The organism is Mycobacterium colombiense (genome assembly GCF_003284975.1).
GTDB classification, from domain to species: Bacteria; Actinomycetota; Actinomycetes; order Mycobacteriales; family Mycobacteriaceae; genus Mycobacterium; species Mycobacterium europaeum_A.
The window spans coordinates 1-24,255 of sequence record NZ_QMEU01000049.1 but is presented as its reverse complement, the minus strand read 5'-3'; the positions used below and the strand labels follow the sequence as shown (position 1 = coordinate 24,255).

The window sequence follows — 24,255 nt, the reverse complement described above, 5'->3', positions numbered from 1 at the left end:
AACTCCTCGTGTTGCTTCGGTAATTCGACGTGGGACTTGCAGTTCGGCATGTCGCGCGGCGTGGCTGGTGAGCCGAACGGGCGACGATCGCATATCAGGATAGTCGCTGGTCCGCTTGTGGCCAAAACGGCGCCCGCGGTGCCGAGATCGCTGTGACGGCCGTGATCCGCCCAGTTTTCACGACCCTAGTGGCAATCTCGTCTCGATGGGCGAGCCGCCGTCCTTGACTCGACACCGGCGGTAGCGGTTAACCTACCGGTTGGTTGGTCACTCATCGGTGAGTCCGGGAAGGGAGAACGGCATGGCTTCTGCCTCCGGCGCCGTCCGGATTGCGAATTGCTCGGGCTTCTACGGCGACCGGCTGTCGGCCATGCGCGAGATGCTCACCGGCGGCGAAGTCGACTACCTGACCGGCGACTACCTCGCCGAACTCACCATGTTGATCCTGGGCCGCGACCGGATGAAGCACCCCGAGCGCGGCTACGCGAAGACCTTTCTAACCCAGCTCGAGGGCTGCCTGGGCGAAGCCCGCGACCGGGGGGTCCGCATCGTCGCCAACGCCGGCGGCCTCAATCCGGCCGGGCTGGCCGACGCGATCCGCGCGCTGGCGCAGCGGCTGGGCGTCGACGCGCGAGTCGCCCACGTGGAGGGTGACGACCTGCTGTCGCGTGCCGCCGACCTCGGGCTGGGCAGCCCGCTGACGGCGAACGCCTACCTGGGCGCGTGGGGCATCGTCGACTGCCTGGTCGACGGCGCCGACGTCGTCGTCACCGGCCGCGTCACCGACGCCTCGGTGATCGTCGGGGCGGCCGCTGCGCACTTCGGCTGGGGCCGCACCGACTACGACGCGCTCGCCGGTGCGGTGGTCGCGGGCCACGTCATCGAGTGCGGGGTCCAGGCCACCGGCGGCAACTACTCGTTCTTCACCGAGGTTCCCGATTTGACCCACGCCGGCTTCCCGCTCGCCGAGGTCCATGCCGACGGATCCTCGGTGATTACCAAGCACCCGGGCACCGGCGGCCTGGTCAGCGTCGACACCGTCACCGCGCAGCTGCTCTACGAGATCACCGGGCCGCGCTACGCCAACCCCGACGTGACCGCCCGGATGGACAGCGTCGAGCTGTCGTCCGACGGGGCGGATCGGGTGCGCATCAGCGGCGCCCGCGGCGAGGCCCCGCCGCCCACCTACAAGGTGTCGATGAACAGCATCGGCGGGTTCCGCAACTCGATGACGTTCGTGCTGACCGGCCTGGACATCGAGGCCAAGGCCGACCTGGTGCGCCAACAACTCGACACCGCGCTCACCGTCAAGCCCGCCGAACTCCAGTGGACTCTGGCACGCACGGACCACCCCGACGCCGACACCGAGGAAGCCGCCAGCGCGCTGCTGCACTGCGTCGTGCGTGACCCCGACCCCGCCAACGTGGGACGCCAATTCTCCTCGGCCGCCGTCGAATTGGCGTTGGCCAGCTATCCGGGATTCCACGTCACCGCACCCCCGGCTGACGGCCAGGTCTTCGGCGTGTTCACCCCGGGCTACGTCGCCGCCGATCAGGTACCGCACGTTGCGGTACACGCCGACGGCACCCGGGTCGACATCCCTTGCGCCACGGACACTTTGGAGCTCTCTCCCGCCGCTGAGCCACCGCTTCCCGAACCCCTGCCGGACGGGCCGACCCGCCGTGTGCCGCTGGGCCGCATCGCCGGCGCGCGCAGCGGTGACAAGGGCGGCTCCGCCAACATCGGGGTGTGGGTACGCACCGACGAGCAATGGCGATGGCTGGCCCACACGTTAACCGTCGAGCTGCTCGGAGAACTGCTGCCCGAAGCGGGCGACTTCGGCGTCACCCGTCACCTACTGCCGAATTTGCGAGCGGTCAACTTCGTCATCGACGGCATCCTCGGCCAGGGCGTCGCCTACCAGGCCCGATTCGACCCCCAGGCCAAGGGGCTGGGCGAATGGCTCCGCGGCCGCTACCTCGACATCCCGGAGAATCTGCTGTGAACCTTTGGACCACGCCCGAGCGCGAACAGCTGCGAAAGACGGTGCGCTCGTTCGTAGAACGCGAGATCCTGCCTCACGTCGACGAGTGGGAGCGCAGCGGCGAGTTGCCGCGCGAATTGCACCTCAGCGCCGGGGCCGCCGGGCTGCTGGGCGCGGGCTTCCCCGAATCGGTCGGCGGCGGTGGTGGCGACGGCGCCGACGCGGTGATCATCTGCGAGGAGATGCATCAGGCCGGGGCCCCGGGCGGCGTGTTCGCGTCGTTGTTCACCTGCGGCATCGCGGTGCCGCACATGATTGCCTCGGGCGATCAGCGGCTCATCGACACGTTCGTCCGGCCGACCCTGGCCGGCGAGAAGATCGGTTCGCTGGCCATCACCGAGCCGGGCGGCGGTTCCGACGTCGGTCACCTGCGTACCTCGGCTGAACTTGTCCGCGGCGACGGTGACGCCTACTACATGGTCAACGGCGCCAAGACCTACATCACCTCCGGCGTCCGTGCCGACTACGTGGTGACCGCCGTACGCACCGGAGGCCCTGGCGCGGGCGGGGTTTCGCTGCTGGTGGTCGAGAAGGGCACTCCCGGCTTCGAGGTGAGCCGCAAGCTGGACAAGATGGGCTGGCGGGCCTCGGACACGGCCGAGCTGTCCTACACCGACGTCCGCGTGCCGGTCACCAACCTGGTCGGCGCCGAGAACAGCGGGTTCGCCCAGATCGCCCAGGCTTTCGTCTCCGAGCGCATCGGCCTTGCCGCACAGGCCTATTCAAGCGCCCAGCGCTGCCTGGACCTGACGGTGCAATGGTGTCGCGACCGTGAAACATTCGGTCGCCCACTGATATCGCGGCAGTCGGTACAGAACACGTTGGCCGAGATGGCCCGTCGCATCGACGTGGCCCGGGTCTATTCGCGCTACGTGGTGGAGCGGCAGCTCGCCGGCGAGACCAACCTGATTCCGCAGGTGTGTTTCGCCAAGAACACCGCCGTCGAGGCCGGCGAATGGGTGGCCAACCAAGCCGTCCAGCTGTTCGGCGGTATGGGCTACATGGCCGAATCCGAGGTCGAACGCCAATATCGGGACATGCGGATCCTGGGCATCGGCGGCGGAACCACCGAAATCCTGACCGCACTGTCCGCCAAACTGCTGGGATTCCAATCATGACCGTGCTGCAGTCCACCCTCGATGCCGACGCCACCGCCTTCGCCGACGCGGCGTCGGCGGCTATCGCGAAACTCGAGGAGATCGACACCGAGCTGGCCAACGCACTGGCCGGGGGCGGGTCCAAATACGTTGAGCGTCATCATGGCCGGGGCAAGCTGACGGCACGCGAACGCATCGAATCCCTGGTCGACCAGGATTCGCCGTTCCTGGAGCTGAGCCCGCTCGCGGCCTGGGGCAGCGCCTTCAAGGTCGGCGCCAGCACGGTCACCGGCATCGGTGTGGTCGAAGGCGTCGAATGCATGATCGTCGCCAACGACCCGACGGTCAAAGGCGGCACCAGCAACCCGTGGACCCTCAAGAAGATCCTGCGGGCCAACCAGATCGCCTTCGAGAACCGGCTCCCGGTGATTTCGCTGGTGGAGTCCGGCGGCGCGGATCTGCCGACGCAGAAGGAGATCTTCATCCCCGGCGGGCGGATGTTCCGCGACCTCACCCGGCTCTCGGCGGCCGGAATCCCCACCATCGCACTGGTATTCGGCAACTCCACCGCGGGCGGTGCCTACGTCCCGGGCATGTCGGATCACGTGGTGATGATCAAGGAACGCTCCAAGGTCTTCCTGGCCGGCCCCCCGCTGGTGAAGATGGCCACCGGCGAGGAATCCGACGACGAATCGCTCGGCGGCGCCGAAATGCACGCCCGCGTCTCCGGTTTGGCCGACTACTTCGCCGTCGACGAACTCGACGCGATCCGCATCGGCCGTCGCATCGTGGCCCGGTTGAACTGGGCCAAGCAGGGGCCGACACCCAAGCCGGTCACCGAGCCGCTGTTCGACACCGAGGAACTCATCGGCATCGTGCCCGCGGATCTGCGGATCCCGTTCGATCCCCGCGAAGTGATCGCCCGCATCGTCGACGGCTCCGAGTTCGACGAATTCAAGCCGCTGTACGGCTCGTCGCTGGCGACGGGCTGGGCCCGGCTGCACGGGTATCCGATCGGCATCCTGGCCAACGCGCGCGGCGTGTTGTTCAGCGAGGAATCGCAGAAAGCCACCCAGTTCATCCAGCTGGCCAACCGGTCCGACACGCCGCTGCTGTTCCTGCACAACACCACCGGCTACATGGTGGGCAAGGACTACGAAGAGGGCGGGATGATCAAGCACGGCTCGATGATGATCAACGCCGTGTCCAACTCGACGGTCCCGCACATCTCGTTGCTGATCGGCGCCTCCTACGGCGCGGGCCACTACGGCATGTGCGGGCGCGCCTACGATCCGCGGTTCCTCTTCGCCTGGCCGACGTCGAAGTCGGCGGTGATGGGCGGCGCCCAGTTGTCGGGTGTGTTGTCGATCGTGGCCCGTGCGGCCGCCGAGGCGCGCGGCCAGCAGGTCGACGAGGATGCCGACGCGGCGATGCGGGCCGCGGTCGAGGGCCAGATCGAAGCCGAGTCGCTGCCGCTGGTGTTGTCCGGGATGCTCTACGACGACGGGGTGATCGACCCGCGAGATACCCGCACCGTCTTGGGAATCTGTTTGTCCGCCATCGCCAATGGCCCGATCAAGGGGACGTCGAACTTCGGCGTCTTCCGGATGTGAGCCCCATGGTCACCCGAGTACTGGTCGCCAACCGCGGTGAGATCGCCCGGCGAGTGTTCGCCACCTGCCGCCGGCTGGGCTTGAGCACCGTCGCCGTCTATACCGAACCCGACGCCGACGCCCCGCACGTCGCCGAAGCCGATGCCCGGGTGCGGCTGGACAAGACCAACGACTACCTCAACGCGCAGGCCATCATCGCCGCCGCCCGCGCCGCGGGCGCCGACGCGATCCACCCCGGTTACGGATTCCTCTCGGAGAACGCCGACTTCGCGGCCGCCGTCGCCGACGCCGGCCTGACGTGGGTGGGCCCGCCGGTGCATGCGGTGCGCGCGATGGGCTCCAAGATCGAGTCCAAGAAACTCATGGCCGCGGCCGGGGTGCCCGTCCTCGAGGAGCTCGACCCCGACACCGTCACCGAGGCGCAGCTGCCGGTGCTGGTCAAAGCCTCCGCGGGCGGCGGCGGCCGCGGCATGCGGGTGGTGCGCGATTTGTCGGCGCTGCCAGCCGAAGTGGAGGCGGCGCGGCGCGAAGCCCAGTCCGCCTTCGGTGACCCGACGGTGTTTTGCGAGCGCTACCTGCCCACCGGACACCACATCGAGGTCCAGGTCATGGCCGACACCCATGGCACGGTGTGGGCGGTCGGCGAACGCGAATGCTCGATCCAGCGCCGCCACCAGAAGATCATCGAGGAGGCGCCCTCACCGTTGGTGGAACGCACACCGGGCATGCGCGCCAAGCTGTTCGACGCGGCCCGGTTGGCCGCCGAAGCCATCGGCTACACCGGCGCCGGGACGGTGGAGTTCCTCGCCGACGACGACGGCGAGTTCTACTTCCTCGAGATGAACACCCGATTGCAGGTCGAACATCCGGTGACCGAAGAGACCACCGGCCTCGATCTGGTCGAGCTGCAGCTCGCCGTCGCCGACGGCGCCCGCCTGGACGCGGAACCTCCCGCCACGCAAGGACATTCGATCGAGGCGCGGCTCTACGCCGAGGACCCAGCCAAGAATTGGCAGCCGCAGGCCGGCCTGGTCCGCGGCTTCGAGGTGCCGTCGGTTCGGGCCGAGTTCGGTGCCCTGGGGCACCGGACGGGGATCCGGCTGGATTCGGGCATCGTCGACGGGTTCACGATCTCGATCCACTACGACCCCATGCTGGCCAAGGTCATCTCCTACGCCCCGACGCGACGCCAGGCCGCGCTGGTGCTCGCCGACGCGCTGGCGCGCGCCCGCGTGCACGGCGTGCGCACCAACCGGGACCTGTTGGTGAACGTGCTGCGCCATCCCGCGTTCCTCGACGGTGCGACCGACACGGCGTTTTTCGACACCCACGACTTGGCGCGCCTCGCAGCGCCGCTGGGCGATGCCGCGGTGGTCCGACTGTCCGCCATCGCGGCGGCACTCGCCGACGCCGCGCACAACCGGGCCGTGGCCCCGGTGCTGGGCGCCGTTCCCAGCGGCTGGCGCAACCTGCCGTCGGGCTACCAGGTCAGGGACTATCACGACGACACAGGCGACGAGATCAGGGTCCAATATCGTTTCACCAGAACCGGTTTGACGCTTCCCGACGACCCGTCGGTGCAGCTGGTGTCGGCCACGGCGAAAGCCGTCGTGCTGCGGGTGGACGGCGTCGAGCACGGCTTCTCGGTGCGGCGCTACGACGCCGACGTCTACGTCGATTCCGCGCGCGGGCCGGTGCATTTGACCGCGCAGCCGCGTTTCCCCGAACCCGGCTCGACCGTCGAAAAGGGCTCGCTGGTGGCGCCGATGCCGGGCAGCGTGATCCGGCTCGGCGCCGCGATCGGCGACACCGTCACCGCCGGCCAGCCGCTGATCTGGCTGGAGGCCATGAAGATGGAACACACCATCGCCGCCCCGGTGGACGGGGTACTCGCCGAACTCAACGTCAAGACCGGTCAGCAAGTCGAAGTGGGCGCTGTGCTGGCAAGAGTGGAAGCGCCACAATCAGAAGGAGATCCAGCATGACCGACACCAGCTTCATCGAGAGCGAGGAACGTCAGGCCCTACGCAAGTCGGTGGCGGCCTGGGCAGCCAACTACGGCAGCGAGTACTACCTACGCAAGGCCCGCGCACAGGAACACACCGACGAATTGTGGTCGGAGGCAGGCAAACTCGGCTTCCTTGGGGTGAACCTGCCCGAGGAGTACGGCGGTGGCGGCGCCGGAATGTACGAGCTGTCGCTGGTCATGGAGGAGATGGCGGCCGCGGGCAGCGCGCTGCTGCTGATGGTGGTCTCGCCCGCCATCAACGGCACCATCATCAGCAAGTTCGGCACCGAGGAGCAGAAGAAGCGCTGGATCCCCGGCATCGCCGATGGGACGCTGACGATGGCGTTCGCCATCACCGAGCCCGACGCCGGCTCCAACTCGCACAAGATCACCACGACCGCCCGCCGGGACGGCAGCGACTGGATCGTGAAGGGCCAGAAGGTCTATATCTCCGGCATCGACCAGGCGCAGGCGGTGCTGGTGGTGGCCCGCGCCTTCAAAGAAACGGGGGCCAAGTCCGAATCGTTACGCCCCGCACTGTTCGTGGTGCCCACCGACGCGCCCGGCTTCACCTACACCCCGATCGAAATGGAACTGATCAGCCCCGAACGGCAGTTCCAGGTCTTCCTCGACGACGTGCGGCTGCCCAGCGACGCGCTCGTCGGCGCCGAAGATGCCGCCATCGCACAGCTTTTCGCCGGCCTGAACCCCGAACGGATCATGGGCGCGGCGAGCTCCGTCGGGATGGGACGGTACGCGCTGGGCCGGGCCTCCGAATACGTCAAAACCCGGCAGGTGTGGGGCACGCCGATCGGCGCGCACCAGGGGCTGTCGCACCCGTTGGCGCAGTGCCACATCGAGGTCGAGCTGGCCAAGCTGATGCTGCAGAAGGCCGCCACCCTCTATGACTCCGGCGATGACATGGGCGCGGCCGAGGCCGCGAACATGGCCAAATACGCTGCGGCCGAAGCCGCCACGCGCTCGGTGGATCAGGCGGTGCAGTCACTGGGCGGCAACGGACTGACCAAGGAGTACGGCCTGGCCGCCATGTTGGCCTCGGCCCGGCTGGGTCGCATCGCCCCGGTCAGCCGCGAGATGGTGCTCAACTTCGTCGCGCAGACATCGCTGGGCCTGCCCCGAAGCTACTGATGGACCCCGTCGTCGAATACGCCGGACCCGCCGACACGGGCGGACCGTACGCGCGGCTGACCCTGAATTCACCGCACAACCGCAACGCGCTATCGACCGCATTGGTCAACCAGTTGCACCAGGGGTTGCGCGACGCCTCGGCGGACCCGGCGGTACGGACCGTGGTGCTGGGCCACACCGGTGGAACCTTCTGTGCCGGTGCGGATTTGAGTGAGTCCGGCGGGGGCGATCCCTTCAGCATGGCGGTTGCCCGCGCCCGGGAGATGGTCGCCTTGATGCGGGCCATCGTCTCCGCGCCGCTGCCGGTGATCGCCGCAATCGACGGGCACGTCCGCGCGGGCGGCTTCGGCCTGGTGGGCGCCTGCGATATCGCGGTCGCCGGTCCGCGCAGTACTTTCGCGCTCACCGAGGCCCGCATCGGCGTCGCCCCGGCGATCATCTCGTTGACGCTGCTGCCGAAGCTGTCGGCGCGGGCCGCGGCGCGCTACTACCTGACCGGCGAGAAGTTCGGCGCCGCCCAGGCGGCCGAGATCGGACTGATCACCGTTGCCGCCGACGACGTCGACGCCGCGGTCGGCGAACTGGTCTCCGATATCGGCCGTGGTTCGCCCCAGGGTCTCGCGGCGTCCAAGGCGCTGACCACGTCCGCGGTGCTGGAGGGGTTCGACCGCGACGCCGAACGGCTCGCCGAGGAGTCCGCGCGGCTGTTCGTGTCCGACGAGGCCCGCGAAGGCATGCTGGCGTTTCTCGAGAAGCGCGCACCCAACTGGACGAGTTAGCCAGCCGGGAAGTTAGCCAGATGTCAAACAAAGGATCCGGCCGAACGGCCGGGGGTGCGACGCGGTCCGGCGCAAGGTTGCAGTTTAGCCAATCCTCTTGCAGCAATAGCTGTAAGTCGTAGGCTCGTGGGTGATGAGCAACTCAACGCAACGGGATGCGGAGGACACGCGCGGCGAGCCGTCGCGCGCTGCTGATACCGACCGCATCCAGATTGCCCAGTTGCTTGCGTATGCGGCGGAGCAGGGCCGCCTGCAGCTCAACGACTACGAAGACCGTTTGACCAGGGCTTATGCTGCCACGACGTATGAGGAACTGGATCAGTTGCGGGCCGATCTGCCGGGAGCTCCGATGAGCCCGCGGCGCGGCGGCAAGCCCAATCCGGCGCCCTCGACGCTACTGCTGGCGTTGATGAGCGGCTTCGAGCGCCGCGGCCGGTGGAACGTTCCGAAGAAGCTCACCACCTTCACCCTGTGGGGCAGCGGGGTGGTCGATCTGCGCTACGCCGACTTCACCTCGACCGAGGTCGACATCCATGCGATGTCGATCATGGGCGTCCAAAACATTTTGCTGCCGCCCGAAGTCAACGTCGAGGTGCACGGCCGCGGCGTGATGGGAAACTTCGACCGCGAGGTGCACGGGCAGGGCACACCCGGCGCGCCGACCGTGCACATTCGCGGCTTCTCGCTGTGGGGCGGCGTCGGGATCATCCGCAAGGCCCGCCGCCCCCGCGGCTAGCGGTAGCCCTCAGCCGGGCACGTAATCGAACGTGTCCGGATTGGGTCCGTTGCGTCCGGCCTCACCCTTGTCCAGCGCCGAGATCGCGTCCATGTCGGAGTCGTCCAGCTCGAAGTCGAACAGCTGGAAATTCTCCTCGACCCGCTCCGGTGTCACCGACTTCGGGAAGACGATGTCGCCGCGCTGGATGTGCCAGCGCAACACCACCTGCGCCGCCGACTTGCCGCGGGCCTGCGCGACGCGGTTGATCACCGGATCGCCGAGCACCTTGCCCTGAGCGATGGGCGCCCACGCCTCGGTGGCGATGCCATGCTCGCGTCCGTACGCCCGGACCTGTTCGTTGCCGAAGTACGGATGCACCTCGATCTGGTTGACCGACGGGACGGTGTCGGTTTCGGCTGCGAGCCGATCCAGATGTGCGACTTGGAAATTGGACACACCGATGCTGCGGGCGCGTCCGTCCCGCGCGAACTCTTCGAAGACCTGCCACGTCGACACGAAGTCGCCGTCGTAGAGGGTGGGCAGCGGCCAGTGGATGAGGAACAGGTCGACGTAGTCCGAATGCAGCTTCTTCAGCGTCTCGTCGAAGGCGCGGCGCGCGTCGTCGGGTTTGTGAAATCCGTTGTTGAGCTTGCTGGTGACGAAGACCTCGCCGCGGTCCAGGCCCGCGTCGCGGATGCCCTGCGCGACTTCCTTTTCGTTGCCGTACATTTCGGCGGTGTCGATGTGACGGTATCCGATCTCGAGTGCGGTCTTCACCGCCGCGGCGGTCTCGTCGGGCTTGATCTGGAACACCCCGAAACCCAGCTGCGGAATGCTGACGCCGTCGTTGAGTTCGATCGTCGGAACCTGGCTCATACGTCTCCTCCTTCTCCAAGTGCCTGTACCCAGTCCGAACCACACCTATCCGGACCGGGGTTGCCCATGCGCGGTCAGCGGCGACGCGACCGCAGGTAGTCACCGACGACGGCCGCCCCCAGCCCGTCGAGATCGGGCACCACAACCCGACCCTCGACGCGGCGGGCGACCTGGTCGATGAACCGGGCCAGGCCGGGGTCGCTGCCCAGCCGGAAGATGGTGATCTGGGCGCCCAGGCGTGCCATCTCGTCGAAGCCGCGCACGGTGTGGGCGATGGTCCGCGGATGCGGCGGGTAGTCGAAGAACACCGTCGTGCCGTCACCGTCGAAGTCCTCCAGGTGCGCCGTCGGCTCCCCGTCGGTCACCACCAGCACGACGGGCTGCGCATTGGGATGCCGGCGCAGATGACGCCCCGCCAACGCCAACGCGTGGTGCAGGTTGGTGCCCTGCTCGTAAACCCCTTCCAGGCCGGTGAGCTCGGCGGCGGTCACCGTCCGCGCGTAGCGGCCAAAGGCGATGATCTGCAAGGCATCCGAACGAAAGCGCGTGCACACCAGGTGGTTGAGTGCCAGCGCCGTTTGCTTCATGGGCAGCCAGCGATTCTCCATCACCATGGAGAACGAGGTATCGACCAGCAGCGCGACCGCGGCCTGGGTCCGCGTCTCGGTCTCGGAGACCTCGACGTCGTCGACGGTGATCTTCAACCGCCGGTCGGGTCCGTCCAGGGTGGCGGTACCCGATTGCCGCAGAACGGCATTGGTCAATGTCCGGGAAATGTTCCACGGCTCGGTGTCACCAAACTGCCAGGGCCGAGTGGCCCCGGTGAGTTCGCCCGCCGCGCCCGCGCGCCGGTGGTCGCGCTCACCGCGCCGCCCGGAAAGCTGTTGCGCCACATCGCGTAGCGCCGTCTCACCGAGCCGGCGCATCGCCTTCGGCGACAGCCGCCACTGCCCGTCGGAGCCGCGGTCCAAAAAGCCCTGATTGACCAGTGCGCGTTCCAATTCGGCGAGCGTGCGGGCGTCGACGGCCGCCTGGTCGCCGAGCTGGCGGGCCAGCGCGTCGAGGTCGACGTCGTCCATGGTCGCGCCCGGATAGCTCTGCGAGAGCTGCTCGGCCAGCTGCTCCAGCTCGGCGATGTCGGACAGCGCCTGGGTGCCCTCGCCCATCCCGAACGGGTTGTCACCGGAGAACTGCTCGGAGCCGCTCCAGTCCTCGCCCGGCCGCGCCGCTTGCAGGTGCGCATCGAGCCGGTTCAGCGCCTGCATCAGCGCGGGCGAGCCAAAAGCCTGCTGCGCCAGGGCATCCAGCTCCGCGCGCTGCTCGGCGCTCAGGCTGTTGCGGAACCGCTGCGCGGCGGCGGCGCGCTTGGCCAGCGAGTCCAGCAACTCGTCGACGTTGCGCGGGTTCTCCGGAAAGAACTCGCCGTGCTTGTCCATGAAGTCTTCGAAGTCCTGCTGGGTGTCCTCGTCGCGGGCGTGCTTGTCCAGCAGGTCGTTGAGGTCATTGACCATGTCGTTGACCCGCTGACGATCCTCGTCGGTAGCGCCTTCGAGCGCCTGCTTCATACCCGCGAAGCGCTGATCGAGCATCTCGCGGCCGAGCAGATCCTTGATCTGGTCGTACTTTTGGCGGGCCTCGCCGCTGCGCCAGTTGTAGTCGGAGAGCTCCTGGACCGCCTTGGCCGGCGATGACGGGAGTGCATCGAGCTGCAGTTCGCCGAAGCGGGCGTCGTCGTCGAGCGCGCGGGCCAGCTCCTTGCGTTCGGCCAGCACGGCCTCATCCAGCAGCTTCTTGATCTCCTGCAGAGTTCCGTCTAAGTTGTTGCGCCGCAACAACTCCCGGCGCCGCCGGTTGGCCTCGGCGGCCAGCCGGTCCGCGCCAGGCAGGTTCTTGGTGCCGCGGCGCAGCAGCTCGGACAGTGCGCGCCGCGGCGACGTGCCCGCCATGACATCCTGGCCGATCTGTTCGAGCGCCTCGCGCAGGTCCACCGGCGGGGCCAGCGGGTCCGGCCCGCCGGTGTACGCCGAGTAGCGCGAGGAATGCGCTCGTGACGATCGCGAGCGCGGCGTAGCCGGGCGCTGCGGGTCGTCGCCATCAGACCTAGCCATAGACGGTTTGACCCTCCCCGGATACCTTGTCGATGCGCTTGGCCAGATACAGCGCCTCGAGCGCCAGTTCCAGCGCCGCGGCGCGTTCGCCTTCCGACTGCGCCCCCAGCTTGGCCGCGATCTTGTCGACCACCGGCAGGCTCGGCACCGCGGCCAGGACGTCCTTGGCCGACACCCGCTCACCGGTCGTCACCGCCGAACCGCCCTCCACCGCGGCCACCAGCGAACCGACGTCGATGCCGCCCAGCACCCGGGACGCGGTGTCCGCGGTCGCCCGGCGCAACAGGTGCTCGAGCACGGCCTGTTCGCGGCCCTCCTCGCCGGACTCGAATTCCAGCTTGCCGCGCAGCACGTCGATCACCGTGCCCAGGTCGACCACCCGGGCCACCGGATCGGTCTCCCCCAGCACCGCGCCCCGATGCCGCGCGGCGGCGGCGACGGTCTCGGCGGCGGCGATCGCGAACCGCGCCGACACCCCGGAGCGTTGATCGACGGAGTTGGACTCCCGCAGGTAGCGGGCGAACCGGGCGATGACCTGCATCAGGTAATCGGGAACCTGGGCCGACAGGTGCGCTTCCTGCGCGATCACACCGACTTCCGCGTCGAGCTCGAGCGGGTAGTGGGTCCGGATCTCCGCGCCGAAGCGGTCTTTGAGCGGGGTGATGATGCGCCCACGGTTGGTGTAGTCCTCGGGGTTGGCGCTGGCGACCACCAGCACGTCCAGCGGCAGGCGCAGCGTGTAACCGCGGACCTGGATGTCGCGCTCCTCCATCACGTTGAGCATCGACACCTGGATGCGCTCGGCGAGGTCGGGCAGTTCGTTGACCGCGACGATGCCGCGGTGTGCGCGCGGGATCAGGCCGTAGGCGATGGTCTCGGGGTCGCCCAGGCTGCGGCCCTCGGCGACCTTGATCGGGTCGATGTCGCCGACCAGGTCGGCCACGCTGGTGTCCGGGGTGGCGAGCTTTTCGGTGTAGCGCTCGCTGCGGTGCTTCCACTCCACCGGCAGGTCGTCGCCCAGGGTGGCGGCCTTGCGGATGGACTCCGGGGTGATCGGCGAGAAGGGGTGCTCCCCGAGTTCGGCGCCGGCGATCACCGGCGTCCACTCGTCGAGCAAGCCGGTCAGCGCGCGCAACAGCCGGGTTTTGCCCTGGCCGCGCTCACCGAGCAGCACGAAGTCGTGGCCCGCGATCAGAGCCCGCTCGAGCTGGGGCAAGACGGTGTCGTCGAATCCCAGAATGCCCGGCCAGATGGCTTCCCCATCTCCGCCTTCGGCGAGGCGTGCGAGCAGATTTTCGCGGATTTCCTGCTTGACTCCCCGTTCACGATGACCGGCGGCGCGCAGCTCGCCGACGGTGCGGGGCAGGTTGCTCGGTGACGTCACCACTCCACGCTACGACGCGCGCTCTGACGAGTCATGCCAAGGGCGTTCACTAGACGCTTATTGACAGGCGCGTCGCACGCGCACACCGTGGCTAGTGCGCGAAGTGGCGCGCCCCGGTCAGATAGAGCGAAATGCCGGCGTTGGCGGCCGCCGCGGTCACTTCGTCGTCGCGCACTGATCCGCCGGGGTGCACGATCGCCTTCACCCCGGCGCCGGTCAGCGTCTCGAGCCCGTCGGGGAACGGGAAGAACGCGTCGGAGGCCGCGACGGCGCCGCGCACCCGGTCGCCGCCCCGTGCATTCCCTCTTTCAACGGCCAGCCGCGCCGCGTCGACCCGGTTCACCTGACCCATGCCGACGCCGATGGTGGCTCCGCCGTCGGCGATCACGATCGCGTTCGATTTGACGGCGCGACACACGCGCCAGGCGAACACCAGGTCGGCCAGCGTCGCTGGATCGGCCGGTGAGCCGGTGGCCAGAGTCCAATTCACGGGGTTGTCGCCGTGCGCGTCGAGCTCGTCGCGCTGCTGCACCAAGAGTCCGCCGCTGATCGGCCGCAGTTCGGTGCCGCCGGTCAGCGGCTCCGAGGCCACCAGCACCCGGATGTTCTTCTTGCGGGTCAGGGCCTCCAAGGCGACCGGCTCGTAGGCGGGGGCGATGATGACCTCGGTGAAGATGGTGCTGACGTATTCGGCCATCTCCAGGCTGACTTCGGTGTTGGACGCGATGACCCCGCCGAAGGCGCTCAACGGATCGCATTCGTGCGCCTTGCGGTGCGCGTCCGCGACCGATTCCGAGGAGATGGCGATCCCACATGGGTTGGCGTGCTTGATGATTGCAACACACGTTTCTTCGTGGTCGAAGGCGGCCCGCCAGGCCGCGTCCGCATCGGTGAAGTTGTTGTAGGACATCTCTTTTCCGTGCAGCTGCTCGGCCTGCGCCAGTCCTGGCCAGGCGCCGGGGTCGCTGTACAGCGCCGCCTGCTGGTGCGGATTCTCGCCGTAGCGCAGCATCGCCGAGCGACGCCAGTTGCGGCCCAGCCACTTCGGGAAAGTCGTCGGCGGATGTTCGGGAGCCAGCGTCGACTCCATCCAGCTCGCGACGGCGATGTCGTACTCGGCGGTGTGCTGAAAGGCAAGCGACGCCAGCTTTTTGCGCTCGGCGAGGCTAAACCCACCCGCCCGTACCGCGGCGAGCACTCCGTCGTAGCCCTGCGGGTCGACGATCACCGCCACGCTGGGATGGTTCTTCGCCGCGGCCCGCACCATCGACGGGCCGCCGATGTCGATCTGCTCGACGCATTCGTCGATGCTGGCCCCGGAGTCGACGGTCTCGGTGAAGGGGTACAGGTTGACGACGACGAGCTCGAACGCCGCGATCCCGAGCTCCTCGAGCGCGGCGGCGTGCTCGGGCTTGCGGAGGTCCGCCAGCAGTCCCGCGTGCACGCGCGGGTGCAGCGTCTTGACCCGGCCGTCGAGCACCTCGGGAAATCCGGTCAGCTCCTCGACCCGGGTCACCGGAATGCCTTTGTCGGCAATGACCTTCGCCGTGGATCCGGTCGAGACGATTTCGACACCCGCGGTCGCCAATCCCTGGGCGAGGTCGACGAGCCCGGTCTTGTCGTACACGCTGATCAGGGCGCGCCGGATCGGCCGTTTGGCGTCTTCCCGCCAGTCGTCGGTGCTCATCGGTTCGTCGCCTTTCGTCCGATCGTCGCTTTTCTCCCGACCAGGGTCAGGCCGCCTGTTGCGATCGCGGCCACCACGTCCACCAGTAGCTTCCGTTCGGTGACTTTGATGCGTTCGTGCAGAGTCTCTTCGGTGTCGCCGTCGAGCACCGGAACGGATTCCTGCGCCAGAATCGGCCCGGTGTCCGTCCCGGCGTCCACCAGGTGCACCGTACAGCCTGTGACCTTGACACCGTAGGCCAATGCGTCGGTCACCCCGTGCGCACCCGGAAACGCCGGCAACAGCGCCGGATGAGTGTTGATGACCCGGCCGTAGAACCGTGAAAGGAATTGCGGTCCAAGGATTTTCATGAACCCGGCGGAGACCACCAGGTCGGGTGAGTGCGCGGCGGTGGCCTCGGTGATGGCGGCGTCCCAGGCGGCGCGGTCGGGGTGCTCGCCGAGCCGGACGGTGAAGGCGGGCACGGACGCGGCCGCGGCGATCTCGGTGGCCAGACAGTCGCGGTCGGCGCCGACGGCGACCACCCGGGCCGGGTAATCCGCGACGGCGGACGTCAACAGCGAATTCAGCAGCGACCCGGTGCCCGACGCCAGTACCACTACCCGTGCCGGTGCGTTCGGGGGCACATGGAGCGGTTCGACCACATCGGCGAGCCTAGCCCGCCGACGATGCGCGTCGTGCAGCGACGTGAGCAGAGTCGGGCAATCGACCTCGGCGCCCCGCCGGCGCCAACCGGGGTCGTCGCGCGGCGGCGGGCAGAAGGCTTAATCCTCGGAATCTCGCTCGGTCTCTTCTTGTCCGGGCTCGCCCGCGGATGGCGCGTCGGTCATCGGGGGGTTGGGTTCGGCGGCCTCGCCCGCGGGCGGATCCGGCACCTCGCCCGCCTCCCCAGGCATGCCCTCCTCGTCGGGCGGCGGCTCGTCGTCGAAGACGCCCGCGAAGTCGGCCGGTTCCTCGGCCCGTTCCTCGGCCGCTGCGGGCTTGACCTTGGGCCGTCGGGGACGGCGGCTGATTCCGCCGGTCATCGCCACCGTGATCCCGCCGACGACCGAGAACCAGAAGAAGACGCCGACGAGCAACGCGCCCTGGTCGACGCCGACGTGCCCGAAGTTACCCAGCTGGCCGCTGCCGGCGTACGCGAGCACGGACATCACCAGCGCGCCCGCCACCGCGGCGACCAGCAGCTTGGCCGCGGCCGCCAGCAACGGCAGCGTCCGCCGGGCGCATTGCTGCCCGACCGCCACACCCGACGACGCACCGATGATGAGCAGCGCCACCCACACCGGCCCCAGCGGCGGTCTGGGTACCGCGGCCAGCACCGGCACGGCCGGGATGTCGCCACCAAACACGGTGAACGAACTGAAGGTCGCGAATCCGATGTGCGCGCTGGAGCCGACGGCCATCGCCGCGGTGCCCACAATCACGTTGGGCGCGTACAGCATTGACAGCACGGTGAGGCTGAACTCGCCGAAGATCGAATCGGTGATGCCGTAGAGCTCCTGCATGGTCGACCAATGCACCACCAGCGACCCGGCCGTCACGAAGCCGGAGAGCCCGAGCAACGCCAATACCCCGGCCGCAGCGGCGCGCAGCGAGTCGCCCAGCCAGAACGGCAGCGACGCCGCCGCGAGCGCGCGCGGCCCCACCCGGGACCACACCCCGATCCCGGCGCCAGCAGCATGCACCGCGAGCACGCTGAGGAACGCGCGTAGCGCACTGGGCGTTTGCAGCTCGGTGATCACCGAGGACGCGTCGTGGATGACCGCCAGGGCGATCGCCGTCATGAACAACGGGCCGCCCAGCGCCGAGGCGACGACCCAGCGGACGACCAGCCACGACGAGTAGGGCGTGGTGGCCCGGGCGGTGCTACGGGCGGTGGCCCAGACCATCAACAGGACCGGCAGCAGCGGCATCACCCCGAGCACGCGACCGCCGATCGAGACCGGTACCTGGTGCACGCCCAGCCACATGCTGGCGATGGCGCCCAGCGCGCCGGTCATGTCGCTGTTGGCGATCAACAACTGGATCAGCGTGACCGCGGCGATGATGACCAATGCCACCACCGCCGGGGCGAACGCGACCCTGACGAGGTCACGCGCCTGGCGAGCGCCCGCTGCCCGGTTGTCCTCCACCCGTGTCACTCTGGGGCACGTCCCCGACTAGGCGCGACAGCGCACGGTTAGGAGGGCGCTGGCCCAGACGGTGACGACGGCGACTGCTGCTCGTGGCCGAACTGCTGGCCCCCACCCTGCTCGGAGAAGTTTGCCGTCGCCGAGGAGTCCGATCCGCCGACGTTGGGCGGTGGGCTGAAGCTGGGGAAGCCGGTGGGCGGCGTGGACGAGCCCTGCTGCTGCGCGGACGGCTGCGGACCCGACTGAGGCGACGGCTGAGCGCCGAAACCGCCGGTCGGAACGCCACTCTGGGTGGGCGCCGCGCTCGGCGAGTAACCGCCGTACTGCGACCCGTAGCCCTGCGGCGACTGCTGCTGCCCGCCGTGCTGCTGGCCGCCCGGCTGCTGACCGTAGTAGGGCTGCTGACCGTACTGGCCGTATTGCCCGTACTGGCCGTACTGCGCGTACGGGTCGTACTTGGGCCGCGGCGCCGGCGCGGTGATCACCCCGGAGTCCAGCAGAACCACGACGACGGCGGCGATCGCCTGGAGCACGACGGCCGCCACCAGCGGCCACATCGCCCAGCCGATCGCGAACCCGGCGGGCAGGTTGATCGTCTCGGTGATGGCGAGCAAGGCACCCAGCACCGCGATGACCGCGACCACGCCCGCATAGTTCTTGGTCTTCGGCAGCAGGCCGAGCCCGGCGAGCAGCGCCGCCAGCACGGCAACCACGACCGCGGTGCCGGCGTCACCGGCGCGGCCACCGATGCCCGGGCCGAGGTCGGCGCCGATGGTGAAGGTGGGGCCGAAGTTCAAAAGGTAGGCGGCCAGCCCGAGAACCACCACCGCAATGGTCAGGTAGAACGGCAGTTTGCTCGTTCCGGCGTCGTCCTTGGCGAAGGACGGTGTGCCGCCCGCATAGGCGCCGCCGGGTTGCGCCGGTGGATAGCCCGGGCTTCCGGGAGAGTAGGTCATGGCTCCTCCTGTTGCTTCCAGTGCCTTGAACTGCCTAGCGGTCGCCACAGTTGCAATGCAACGCTGTGCTTCCCGGCGCCTCGCTGCGTTAGCGACGCGGTCGATCACCCACGCTAGCGCACGTGCGGCAGCCCGTGCCGCTGCCACCGGCTTGGCCGGTGATGCCCACATCGGCGGGCCCCCGAGCTGCTCGCGAGACGGTCCGTGTCACGACGGCTTGCCCAGCGGAGGTAGAACACGTTCTAATTCACCCCATGGATTACGGGCTTGTGCTTTTTACCAGCGATCGTGGCATCTCCCCGGCGAAGGCCGCGCAGCTCGCCGACGACCACGGCTTTACGACCTTCTACGTGCCAGAACACACCCACATTCCGGTGAAGCGCGAGGCGGCTCACCCCACCACCGGGGACGAGTCGCTGCCCGACGATCGCTACATGCGGACACTAGACCCCTGGGTGAGCCTGGGCGCGGCGTGCGCGGTCACCTCGCGGGTGCGGCTGTCCACCGCGGTGGCCCTTCCCGTCGAACACGACCCGATCACGTTGGCGAAAAGTATTGCCACCCTTGACCACCTGTCCGGCGGACGGGTCAGCCTGGGTGTCGGGTTCGGCTGGAACACCGACGAACTCGCCGACCACAACGTGCCGCCGGGCCGGCGCCGCACCATGCTGCGCGAGTACCTCGAGGCGATGCGGGCGCTGTGGACCGAAGAAGAAGCCTCCTACGACGGCGAGTTCGTCAAGTTCGGTCCCAGCTGGGCCTGGCCCAAGCCCGTGCAGCCGCACATCCCGGTGCTGGTCGGCGCCGCGGGCACCGAGAAGAACTTCAAGTGGATCGCCCGCAGCGCCGACGGCTGGATCACCACCCCCCGCGACTTCGACATCGACGAGCCGGTCAAGCTGCTGCAGGACACCTGGGCGGCCGCGGGCCGCGACGGCGCCCCGCAGATCGTGGCGCTGGACTTCAAGCCGGTGCCCGAGAAGCTGGCCAAGTGGGCCGAGCTCGGGGTGACCGAGGTACTGTTCGGGCTGCCGGACAAGTCCGAGGACGAGGTCGCCGCCTACGTCGAGCGCTTGGCCGACAAGCTCGCCGCCCTGGTCTGACGCCCGGGGCAGGCGTGTCGCCGAGACCGTCGACCGCCGAGACTTAAACCAGCGCGACGCTCAGCGGCGTGTCGTGTACGAGGTTTACGTGTCGCGACGGCGGCAGGCGCTAACGCAGCGACGCGCGGTTACCGTTACCGGTCGACCACACCGCGATTTCCGCACCGAGCGGATCGCCGTCGCACATCAATGCGACCAGATCCTCGTCGTCGGTCGTCGCCATGAATCGCGTGTTGTCCATCGCGAGCCTGCCGACGATGATGCCGGTCCGGACCGGCCAGTCGTAGCGCACGGAGTACGTCTCGATCGTCGCTTCACCGTCGGGCGTTTTCGTGACCTCGACCTTGGGAAGCGCGGCGATCTCCTTGTTCAGCGCCGCACAGTTGTCGGTGCGCCAGTCCACGGGTGTGGTCGAGTAGATGCCGACGGAGTACTTGCTCATAATCCCGCCGTTGGCGCCGACGAGGCCGAATTGCCCTGGTTTGTCCCGCATCTGCGCGACCGTCTCGGCGATACCGTGCAGGGAGTAGCTGTTGCCGGGGCCGCCGAAGTACGGCAATCCGCCGGTCAAGGTCAAACCGCGCGGGTCGTCGCCGTCGATGCCGAGAGCTTCGCAGATGACGAACACCGGGAACGGGAAGCAGCTGTACAGATCAAAGGTGGCGATGTCGTCAACGCCGATTCCCGCTACCCGCAAAGCTTCTCGGGCCGCATGGACCGCCGCCGGGCTGGCCCCGAGGTCGACGCGGTCCAGCATCGCCTGCTCGATCATGTCGGAGTGGCCGTGCAGGTAAACCCATTTGTCCTGCGCTACACCGAGGCGGGTCGCGGCTTCCACGGACATCAGGACCGCCGCCGCGCCCTGGTTGACCTGATCGCGCGCGACGAGCAAGCGGGGGTATGGGTCACTGATCATCCGGTTGTCGTCGGTGACCGTGATGATCTCCTCGACCGAACGCTCGACCGGCGATGACGAAAACGGATTCTTGGCAGCCACTTTGGACATCGGGGCGAACAGTTCGGCCATGTCGCGCCGATAGTCGGCCACGCTGCGTCCCAGGCGGGCTCGGCGGGCATTCTCGAGCAGCCCGTACTGCACGGGCGCCCCGGTCAGACCGTGCTGGATCGTGTATTCGTCGATGTAGCTCGAGATCTGGTGGCCGCGATCCTCCAGTTGACCCTCGACGTGCTCGGTGAAATCGGGCTTGTCATCACGATTGGCGAAGTAGCGAGCCGTCGAGCCCGGCTCCGAGCCCATGATCAGCACCACGTCGGCCTCGCCCGCCGCGATGGCGGTGCCCGCCTCGGTGACGAGCTTCTGGGGGCCCTGCCCGCCGACCGGTTCGAGTACCACGCGGGCCGGGTCGCCGCCGAGACGGTTCATCACGGAACGGGGGTAGTTGTTCGACTTGCCGAGCGTGGCCGGCATCGGTCCGGAGATCTCGAATTGCCGTAGCCCGAAAACCGTGTCGACGGCCTGCACGACGCCGTTGGCGCCGGTGTCAGCAAGAGCCGCCTGCGCGGCCGCCGTCGCAAGGTCGACCGCGGACATGCCCCGATAGTCGGGGTCGTCGATGCGCTCGGTGAACTGGCCGACACCGACGAGCACCGGAGTACGCGGATCGATGGCGCCGCTCCCCCTCATCGCTTCGCTCTGCATCGTCGCTGGCGCGGATCGATGGCGCCGCTCCTCCTCATCGCTTCGCTCTGCATCGTCGCTGGCGCGGATCGACCGGCATTACAAACCTCCTGGCGACTGTTAGTTCGACAGGCTAACCGATGGCGGGACCCCACACGAAACCGCGGCCGGATCGCAAGATCGCAATCCGGCCGCGGCCTCGGTGAAGAATTACAGGTTCTGCAGGATCTCCCGCGCCAGCGCGGCGGTCTCCGACGGCGTCTTGCCGACCTTGACGCCGGCCGCCTCCAGGGCCTCCTTCTTGGCGGCCGCGGTGCCCGACGAGCCGGACACGATGGCGCCCGCGTGGCCCATCGTCTTGCCCTCCGGCGCGGTGAATCCCGCGACGTAACCGACGACCGGCTTGGACACGTTGGCCTTGATGTAGTCGGCCGCGCGCTCCTCGGCGTCACCGCCGATCTCACCGATCATCACGATGACCTTGGTGTCGGGGTCCTTCTCGAAGGCCTCGATGGCGTCGATGTGGGTGGTGCCGATCACCGGGTCACCGCCGATACCGATCGAGGTGGAGAAGCCGAAATCGCGCAGCTCGTACATCATCTGGTAGGTCAGGGTGCCCGACTTGGACACCAGCCCGACCGGGCCGGGGCCGCTGATGTTGGCCGGCGTGATGCCGGCCAGCGCCTCGCCCGGGGTGATGATGCCCGGGCAGTTCGGCCCGATGATGCGCGTCTTCGGGACCCTTGATCCACCCTTATTTAGGTTGTAGGCCCACGCATAGGCGCTGTCCTGCACCGGAATTCCCTCGGTGATGACGACCAGCAGCGGGATCTCGGCGTCGATGGCCTCGATGACGGCGTCCTTGGCGAACTTCGGCGGCACGAACACGACCGAGACGTTGGCGCCGGTTTCCTTGATAGCTTCGGCGACGGTGCCGAACACGGGCAGCTCGACGTCCTTGCCGACCGGGTCCACGTGCGACACGGTTGTGCCCGCCTTGCGGGCGTTCACGCCGCCCACCACCTGGGTGCCGGCCTTGAGCATCAGCGCGGTGTGCTTGGTGCCCTCACCGCCGGTGATGCCCTGGACGATGACCTTGGAGTCTTTGTTCAGGAAGATCGACATAGCTTGATTCCCTTACTTGTTCGCCAGCTCGGCGGCTTTGTCGGCACCGGCGTCCATGGTCTCGGCCTGGATCACCAGCGGGTGGTTGGCTTGGGCCAGGATGCGGCGGCCTTCGTCGACGTTGTTGCCGTCGAGCCGGACCACAAGCGGCTTGTTGGCCTCGTCGCCGAGCATGTTCAGCGCGGTCACGATGCCGTTGGCGACGGCGTCGCAGGATGTGATGCCGCCGAACACGTTCACGAACACGCTCTTGACCTGCTTGTCGTTCAGGATGACGTCGAGGCCTGCGGCCATCACCTCGGCCGACGCGCCACCGCCGATGTCGAGGAAGTTGGCCGGCTTGACCCCGCCGTGCTTCTCGCCCGCGTAGGCGACGACGTCGAGCGTCGACATGACCAAGCCCGCCCCGTTACCGATGATGCCGACGGCGCCGTCCAGCTTGACGTAATTGAGGTCATGCTCCTTGGCCTTGAGCTCGAGCGGGTCGGTCGCGTCGCGGTCCTCGAACTCGGCGTGGCCCGGCTGACGAAAGTCGGCGTTGGCGTCCAGCGTGACCTTGCCGTCCAGCGCCAGGATCTGATCCTTGGGGTCGCGCACCAACGGGTTGACCTCGACGAGGGTGGCGTCCTCGGCGACGAAGACCTCCCACAGCTTGTTGATGGTGACCGCGGCGGCGTCCAGCACCTCGGCGGGCAGGTGGCCCTGCTCGGCGATGGACCGCGCGGTCGCCAGGTCGACACCCTTGACGGCGTCCACCGGGACCTTGGCCAGCCGCTCCGGCTTGGTCGCGGCCACCTCCTCGATTTCCATGCCGCCCTCGACCGAGCACATGGCCAGGTAGGTGCGGTTGGCGCGGTCGAGCAGGAAGGAGATGTAGTACTCCTCGGCGATGTCACTGGCTTCGGCGACCAGCAGCTTCTTGACCACGTGGCCCTTGATGTCCAGGCCGAGGATGTTCTTGGCGTGCTCGTAGGCGTCCTCGGGCGTCGCCGCGTACTTGACGCCACCCGCCTTGCCGCGCCCGCCGACCTTCACCTGCGCTTTGACCATCACCGGGCGACCGATCTCGGTCGCGATCTCGCGCGCGCCCTCGGCGGTGTCGGTCACGCGTCCCGGCGTAGTCGGTACGTTGTGCTTGGCGAACAATTCTTTTGCTTGATACTCGAAAAGGTCCATGGACTCTCTGTCTTCGCTCGACTCAACTATTAGGCCTCTTGGTGGGCGGCGCCGCACTCGGCAATTCGCACGGACGAACTGTATCCACCCCTCAAATGCCTTTGACCGGCGCGTCCGCCGATGTGGCACAGCTCACGAGCTATGGGTTGACCGTCCGCGTGATCCAAATCACAATTCCGCCCGGATTCTGCGACGAGGTTGCCAGTCCCGCGCTTTAGCGGATACCTTCCTAGGGTCCAGATAACGTTATGGTCACGATACGAGGACATTCCAGGTTGTCCCAGCACCGTTTTGCCCGGCCTTCTGCCGTAACTGAGGGCGTCGTGAGGGTAGGTCGCGCGGCAGGCGCCCGGTGGGCGGAAGCCCCGCACCGCACCGAAGTAACCGAAATCCTCCCGCTCGACGGCTTCGATTTCGACGACTTCGAATTCAGCGACGACGCCGGCGATCTCGGCGACTTGGACTTCAGCAACGACTCGACGTTCGACAACGAAGCACAGGTGCTGCTGGCGCCCGAGCTCGACGACCTGCACGATGCCGACGACCTGCGCCCGGCATGGCTGGCGGCGCCCATCACCGAGGTGCTGCCGCGGGTGGTCATCGAGCCCCGCACCGAGCGGCGCCTCGATCGCCCATACGCCACCGACGTCGTCGGCGTCGC

At 68.1% G+C, this 24,255-nt stretch carries 18 protein-coding genes and 1 pseudogene; 9 read left to right on the top strand and 10 right to left on the bottom strand.

All coding sequences use genetic code 11. From position 1 onward, the window contains the following. Positions 1–301 precede the first annotated feature (301 nt). From DQP58_RS16150 to DQP58_RS16120, 7 genes are all read left to right on the top strand, one after another. Complete coding sequence (locus DQP58_RS16150; RefSeq protein WP_112709318.1) at positions 302–2,005, top strand: acyclic terpene utilization AtuA family protein; 1,704 nt, start codon at positions 302–304, stop codon at positions 2,003–2,005. Beyond that, positions 2,002–3,162, top strand: a complete 1,161-nt coding sequence (locus DQP58_RS16145; protein WP_112709317.1) for an acyl-CoA dehydrogenase family protein — start codon at positions 2,002–2,004, stop codon at positions 3,160–3,162. Before DQP58_RS16150 ends, DQP58_RS16145 begins: the two co-directional genes overlap by 4 nt. A gap of 2 nt (positions 3,163–3,164) precedes the next feature. Next, positions 3,165–4,754 (top strand): acyl-CoA carboxylase subunit beta, encoded by a 1,590-nt coding sequence (locus DQP58_RS16140; RefSeq protein ID WP_112709328.1) that lies wholly within the window; start codon positions 3,165–3,167, stop codon positions 4,752–4,754. 5 nt (positions 4,755–4,759) lie between these two features. After that, positions 4,760–6,739, top strand: a complete 1,980-nt coding sequence (locus tag DQP58_RS16135; RefSeq protein WP_112709316.1) for an acetyl/propionyl/methylcrotonyl-CoA carboxylase subunit alpha — start codon at positions 4,760–4,762, stop codon at positions 6,737–6,739. Continuing rightward, complete coding sequence (locus DQP58_RS16130; protein ID WP_112709315.1) at positions 6,736–7,911, top strand: acyl-CoA dehydrogenase family protein; 1,176 nt, start codon at positions 6,736–6,738, stop codon at positions 7,909–7,911. The genes DQP58_RS16135 and DQP58_RS16130 overlap by 4 nt, the downstream gene beginning before the upstream one ends. After that, complete coding sequence (locus tag DQP58_RS16125) at positions 7,911–8,690, top strand: enoyl-CoA hydratase family protein (protein ID WP_112709314.1); 780 nt, start codon at positions 7,911–7,913, stop codon at positions 8,688–8,690. The genes DQP58_RS16130 and DQP58_RS16125 overlap by 1 nt, the downstream gene beginning before the upstream one ends. Before the next feature lie 133 nt (positions 8,691–8,823). Further along, positions 8,824–9,426: a DUF1707 SHOCT-like domain-containing protein gene (locus DQP58_RS16120; protein ID WP_112709313.1), complete on the top strand. Its 603-nt coding sequence runs from the start codon at positions 8,824–8,826 to the stop codon at positions 9,424–9,426. Between the two features lie 9 nt (positions 9,427–9,435). On the opposite strand, the gene DQP58_RS16115 is transcribed toward DQP58_RS16120, so the two are convergent. The 7 genes from DQP58_RS16115 to DQP58_RS16085 form a co-directional block, all read right to left on the bottom strand. Next, positions 9,436–10,284: an aldo/keto reductase gene (locus DQP58_RS16115; RefSeq protein WP_112709312.1), complete on the bottom strand. Its 849-nt coding sequence runs from the start codon at positions 10,282–10,284 to the stop codon at positions 9,436–9,438. A 74-nt stretch (positions 10,285–10,358) separates the two neighbouring features. Next, on the bottom strand, positions 10,359–12,392 hold the full coding sequence (locus DQP58_RS16110; RefSeq protein WP_112709311.1) for a vWA domain-containing protein: 2,034 nt from the start codon (positions 12,390–12,392) through the stop codon (positions 10,359–10,361). Beyond that, positions 12,385–13,779, bottom strand: a complete 1,395-nt coding sequence (locus DQP58_RS16105) for an ATP-binding protein (protein WP_112709310.1) — start codon at positions 13,777–13,779, stop codon at positions 12,385–12,387. The genes DQP58_RS16110 and DQP58_RS16105 overlap by 8 nt, the downstream gene beginning before the upstream one ends. Positions 13,780–13,867: 88 nt before the next feature. Continuing rightward, positions 13,868–15,463 (bottom strand): bifunctional phosphoribosylaminoimidazolecarboxamide formyltransferase/IMP cyclohydrolase, encoded by a 1,596-nt coding sequence (gene purH / locus DQP58_RS16100; RefSeq protein ID WP_112709309.1) that lies wholly within the window; start codon positions 15,461–15,463, stop codon positions 13,868–13,870. Next, on the bottom strand, positions 15,460–16,107 hold the full coding sequence (gene purN / locus DQP58_RS16095; protein ID WP_112709308.1) for a phosphoribosylglycinamide formyltransferase: 648 nt from the start codon (positions 16,105–16,107) through the stop codon (positions 15,460–15,462). The genes purH and purN overlap by 4 nt, the downstream gene beginning before the upstream one ends. Before the next feature lie 120 nt (positions 16,108–16,227). After that, complete coding sequence (locus DQP58_RS16090) at positions 16,228–17,595, bottom strand: cell division protein PerM (protein ID WP_112709307.1); 1,368 nt, start codon at positions 17,593–17,595, stop codon at positions 16,228–16,230. 47 nt (positions 17,596–17,642) lie between these two features. Next, positions 17,643–18,551, bottom strand: coding sequence for a DUF5336 domain-containing protein (locus tag DQP58_RS16085; protein WP_112709306.1), 909 nt, complete (start codon positions 18,549–18,551; stop codon positions 17,643–17,645). Between the two features lie 254 nt (positions 18,552–18,805). Between DQP58_RS16085 and DQP58_RS16080 the strand changes: the two genes are divergently transcribed. Continuing rightward, positions 18,806–19,654, top strand: a complete 849-nt coding sequence (locus DQP58_RS16080; RefSeq protein WP_112709305.1) for an LLM class F420-dependent oxidoreductase — start codon at positions 18,806–18,808, stop codon at positions 19,652–19,654. A 109-nt stretch (positions 19,655–19,763) separates the two neighbouring features. On the opposite strand, the gene DQP58_RS16075 is transcribed toward DQP58_RS16080, so the two are convergent. From DQP58_RS16075 to sucC, 3 genes are all read right to left on the bottom strand, one after another. After that, on the bottom strand, positions 19,764–21,299 hold the full coding sequence (locus DQP58_RS16075) for an acetyl-CoA acetyltransferase (RefSeq protein WP_112709327.1): 1,536 nt from the start codon (positions 21,297–21,299) through the stop codon (positions 19,764–19,766). Between the two features lie 204 nt (positions 21,300–21,503). Continuing rightward, positions 21,504–22,418, bottom strand: coding sequence for a succinate--CoA ligase subunit alpha (gene sucD, locus DQP58_RS16070; RefSeq protein WP_112709304.1), 915 nt, complete (start codon positions 22,416–22,418; stop codon positions 21,504–21,506). Between the two features lie 12 nt (positions 22,419–22,430). Next, complete coding sequence (sucC, locus tag DQP58_RS16065) at positions 22,431–23,594, bottom strand: ADP-forming succinate--CoA ligase subunit beta (protein WP_112709303.1); 1,164 nt, start codon at positions 23,592–23,594, stop codon at positions 22,431–22,433. 323 nt (positions 23,595–23,917) lie between these two features. On the opposite strand from sucC, the pseudogene DQP58_RS16060 reads away from it, so the two are divergent. Continuing rightward, positions 23,918–24,255: pseudogene (locus DQP58_RS16060) on the top strand (M23 family peptidase); the annotation flags it as partial.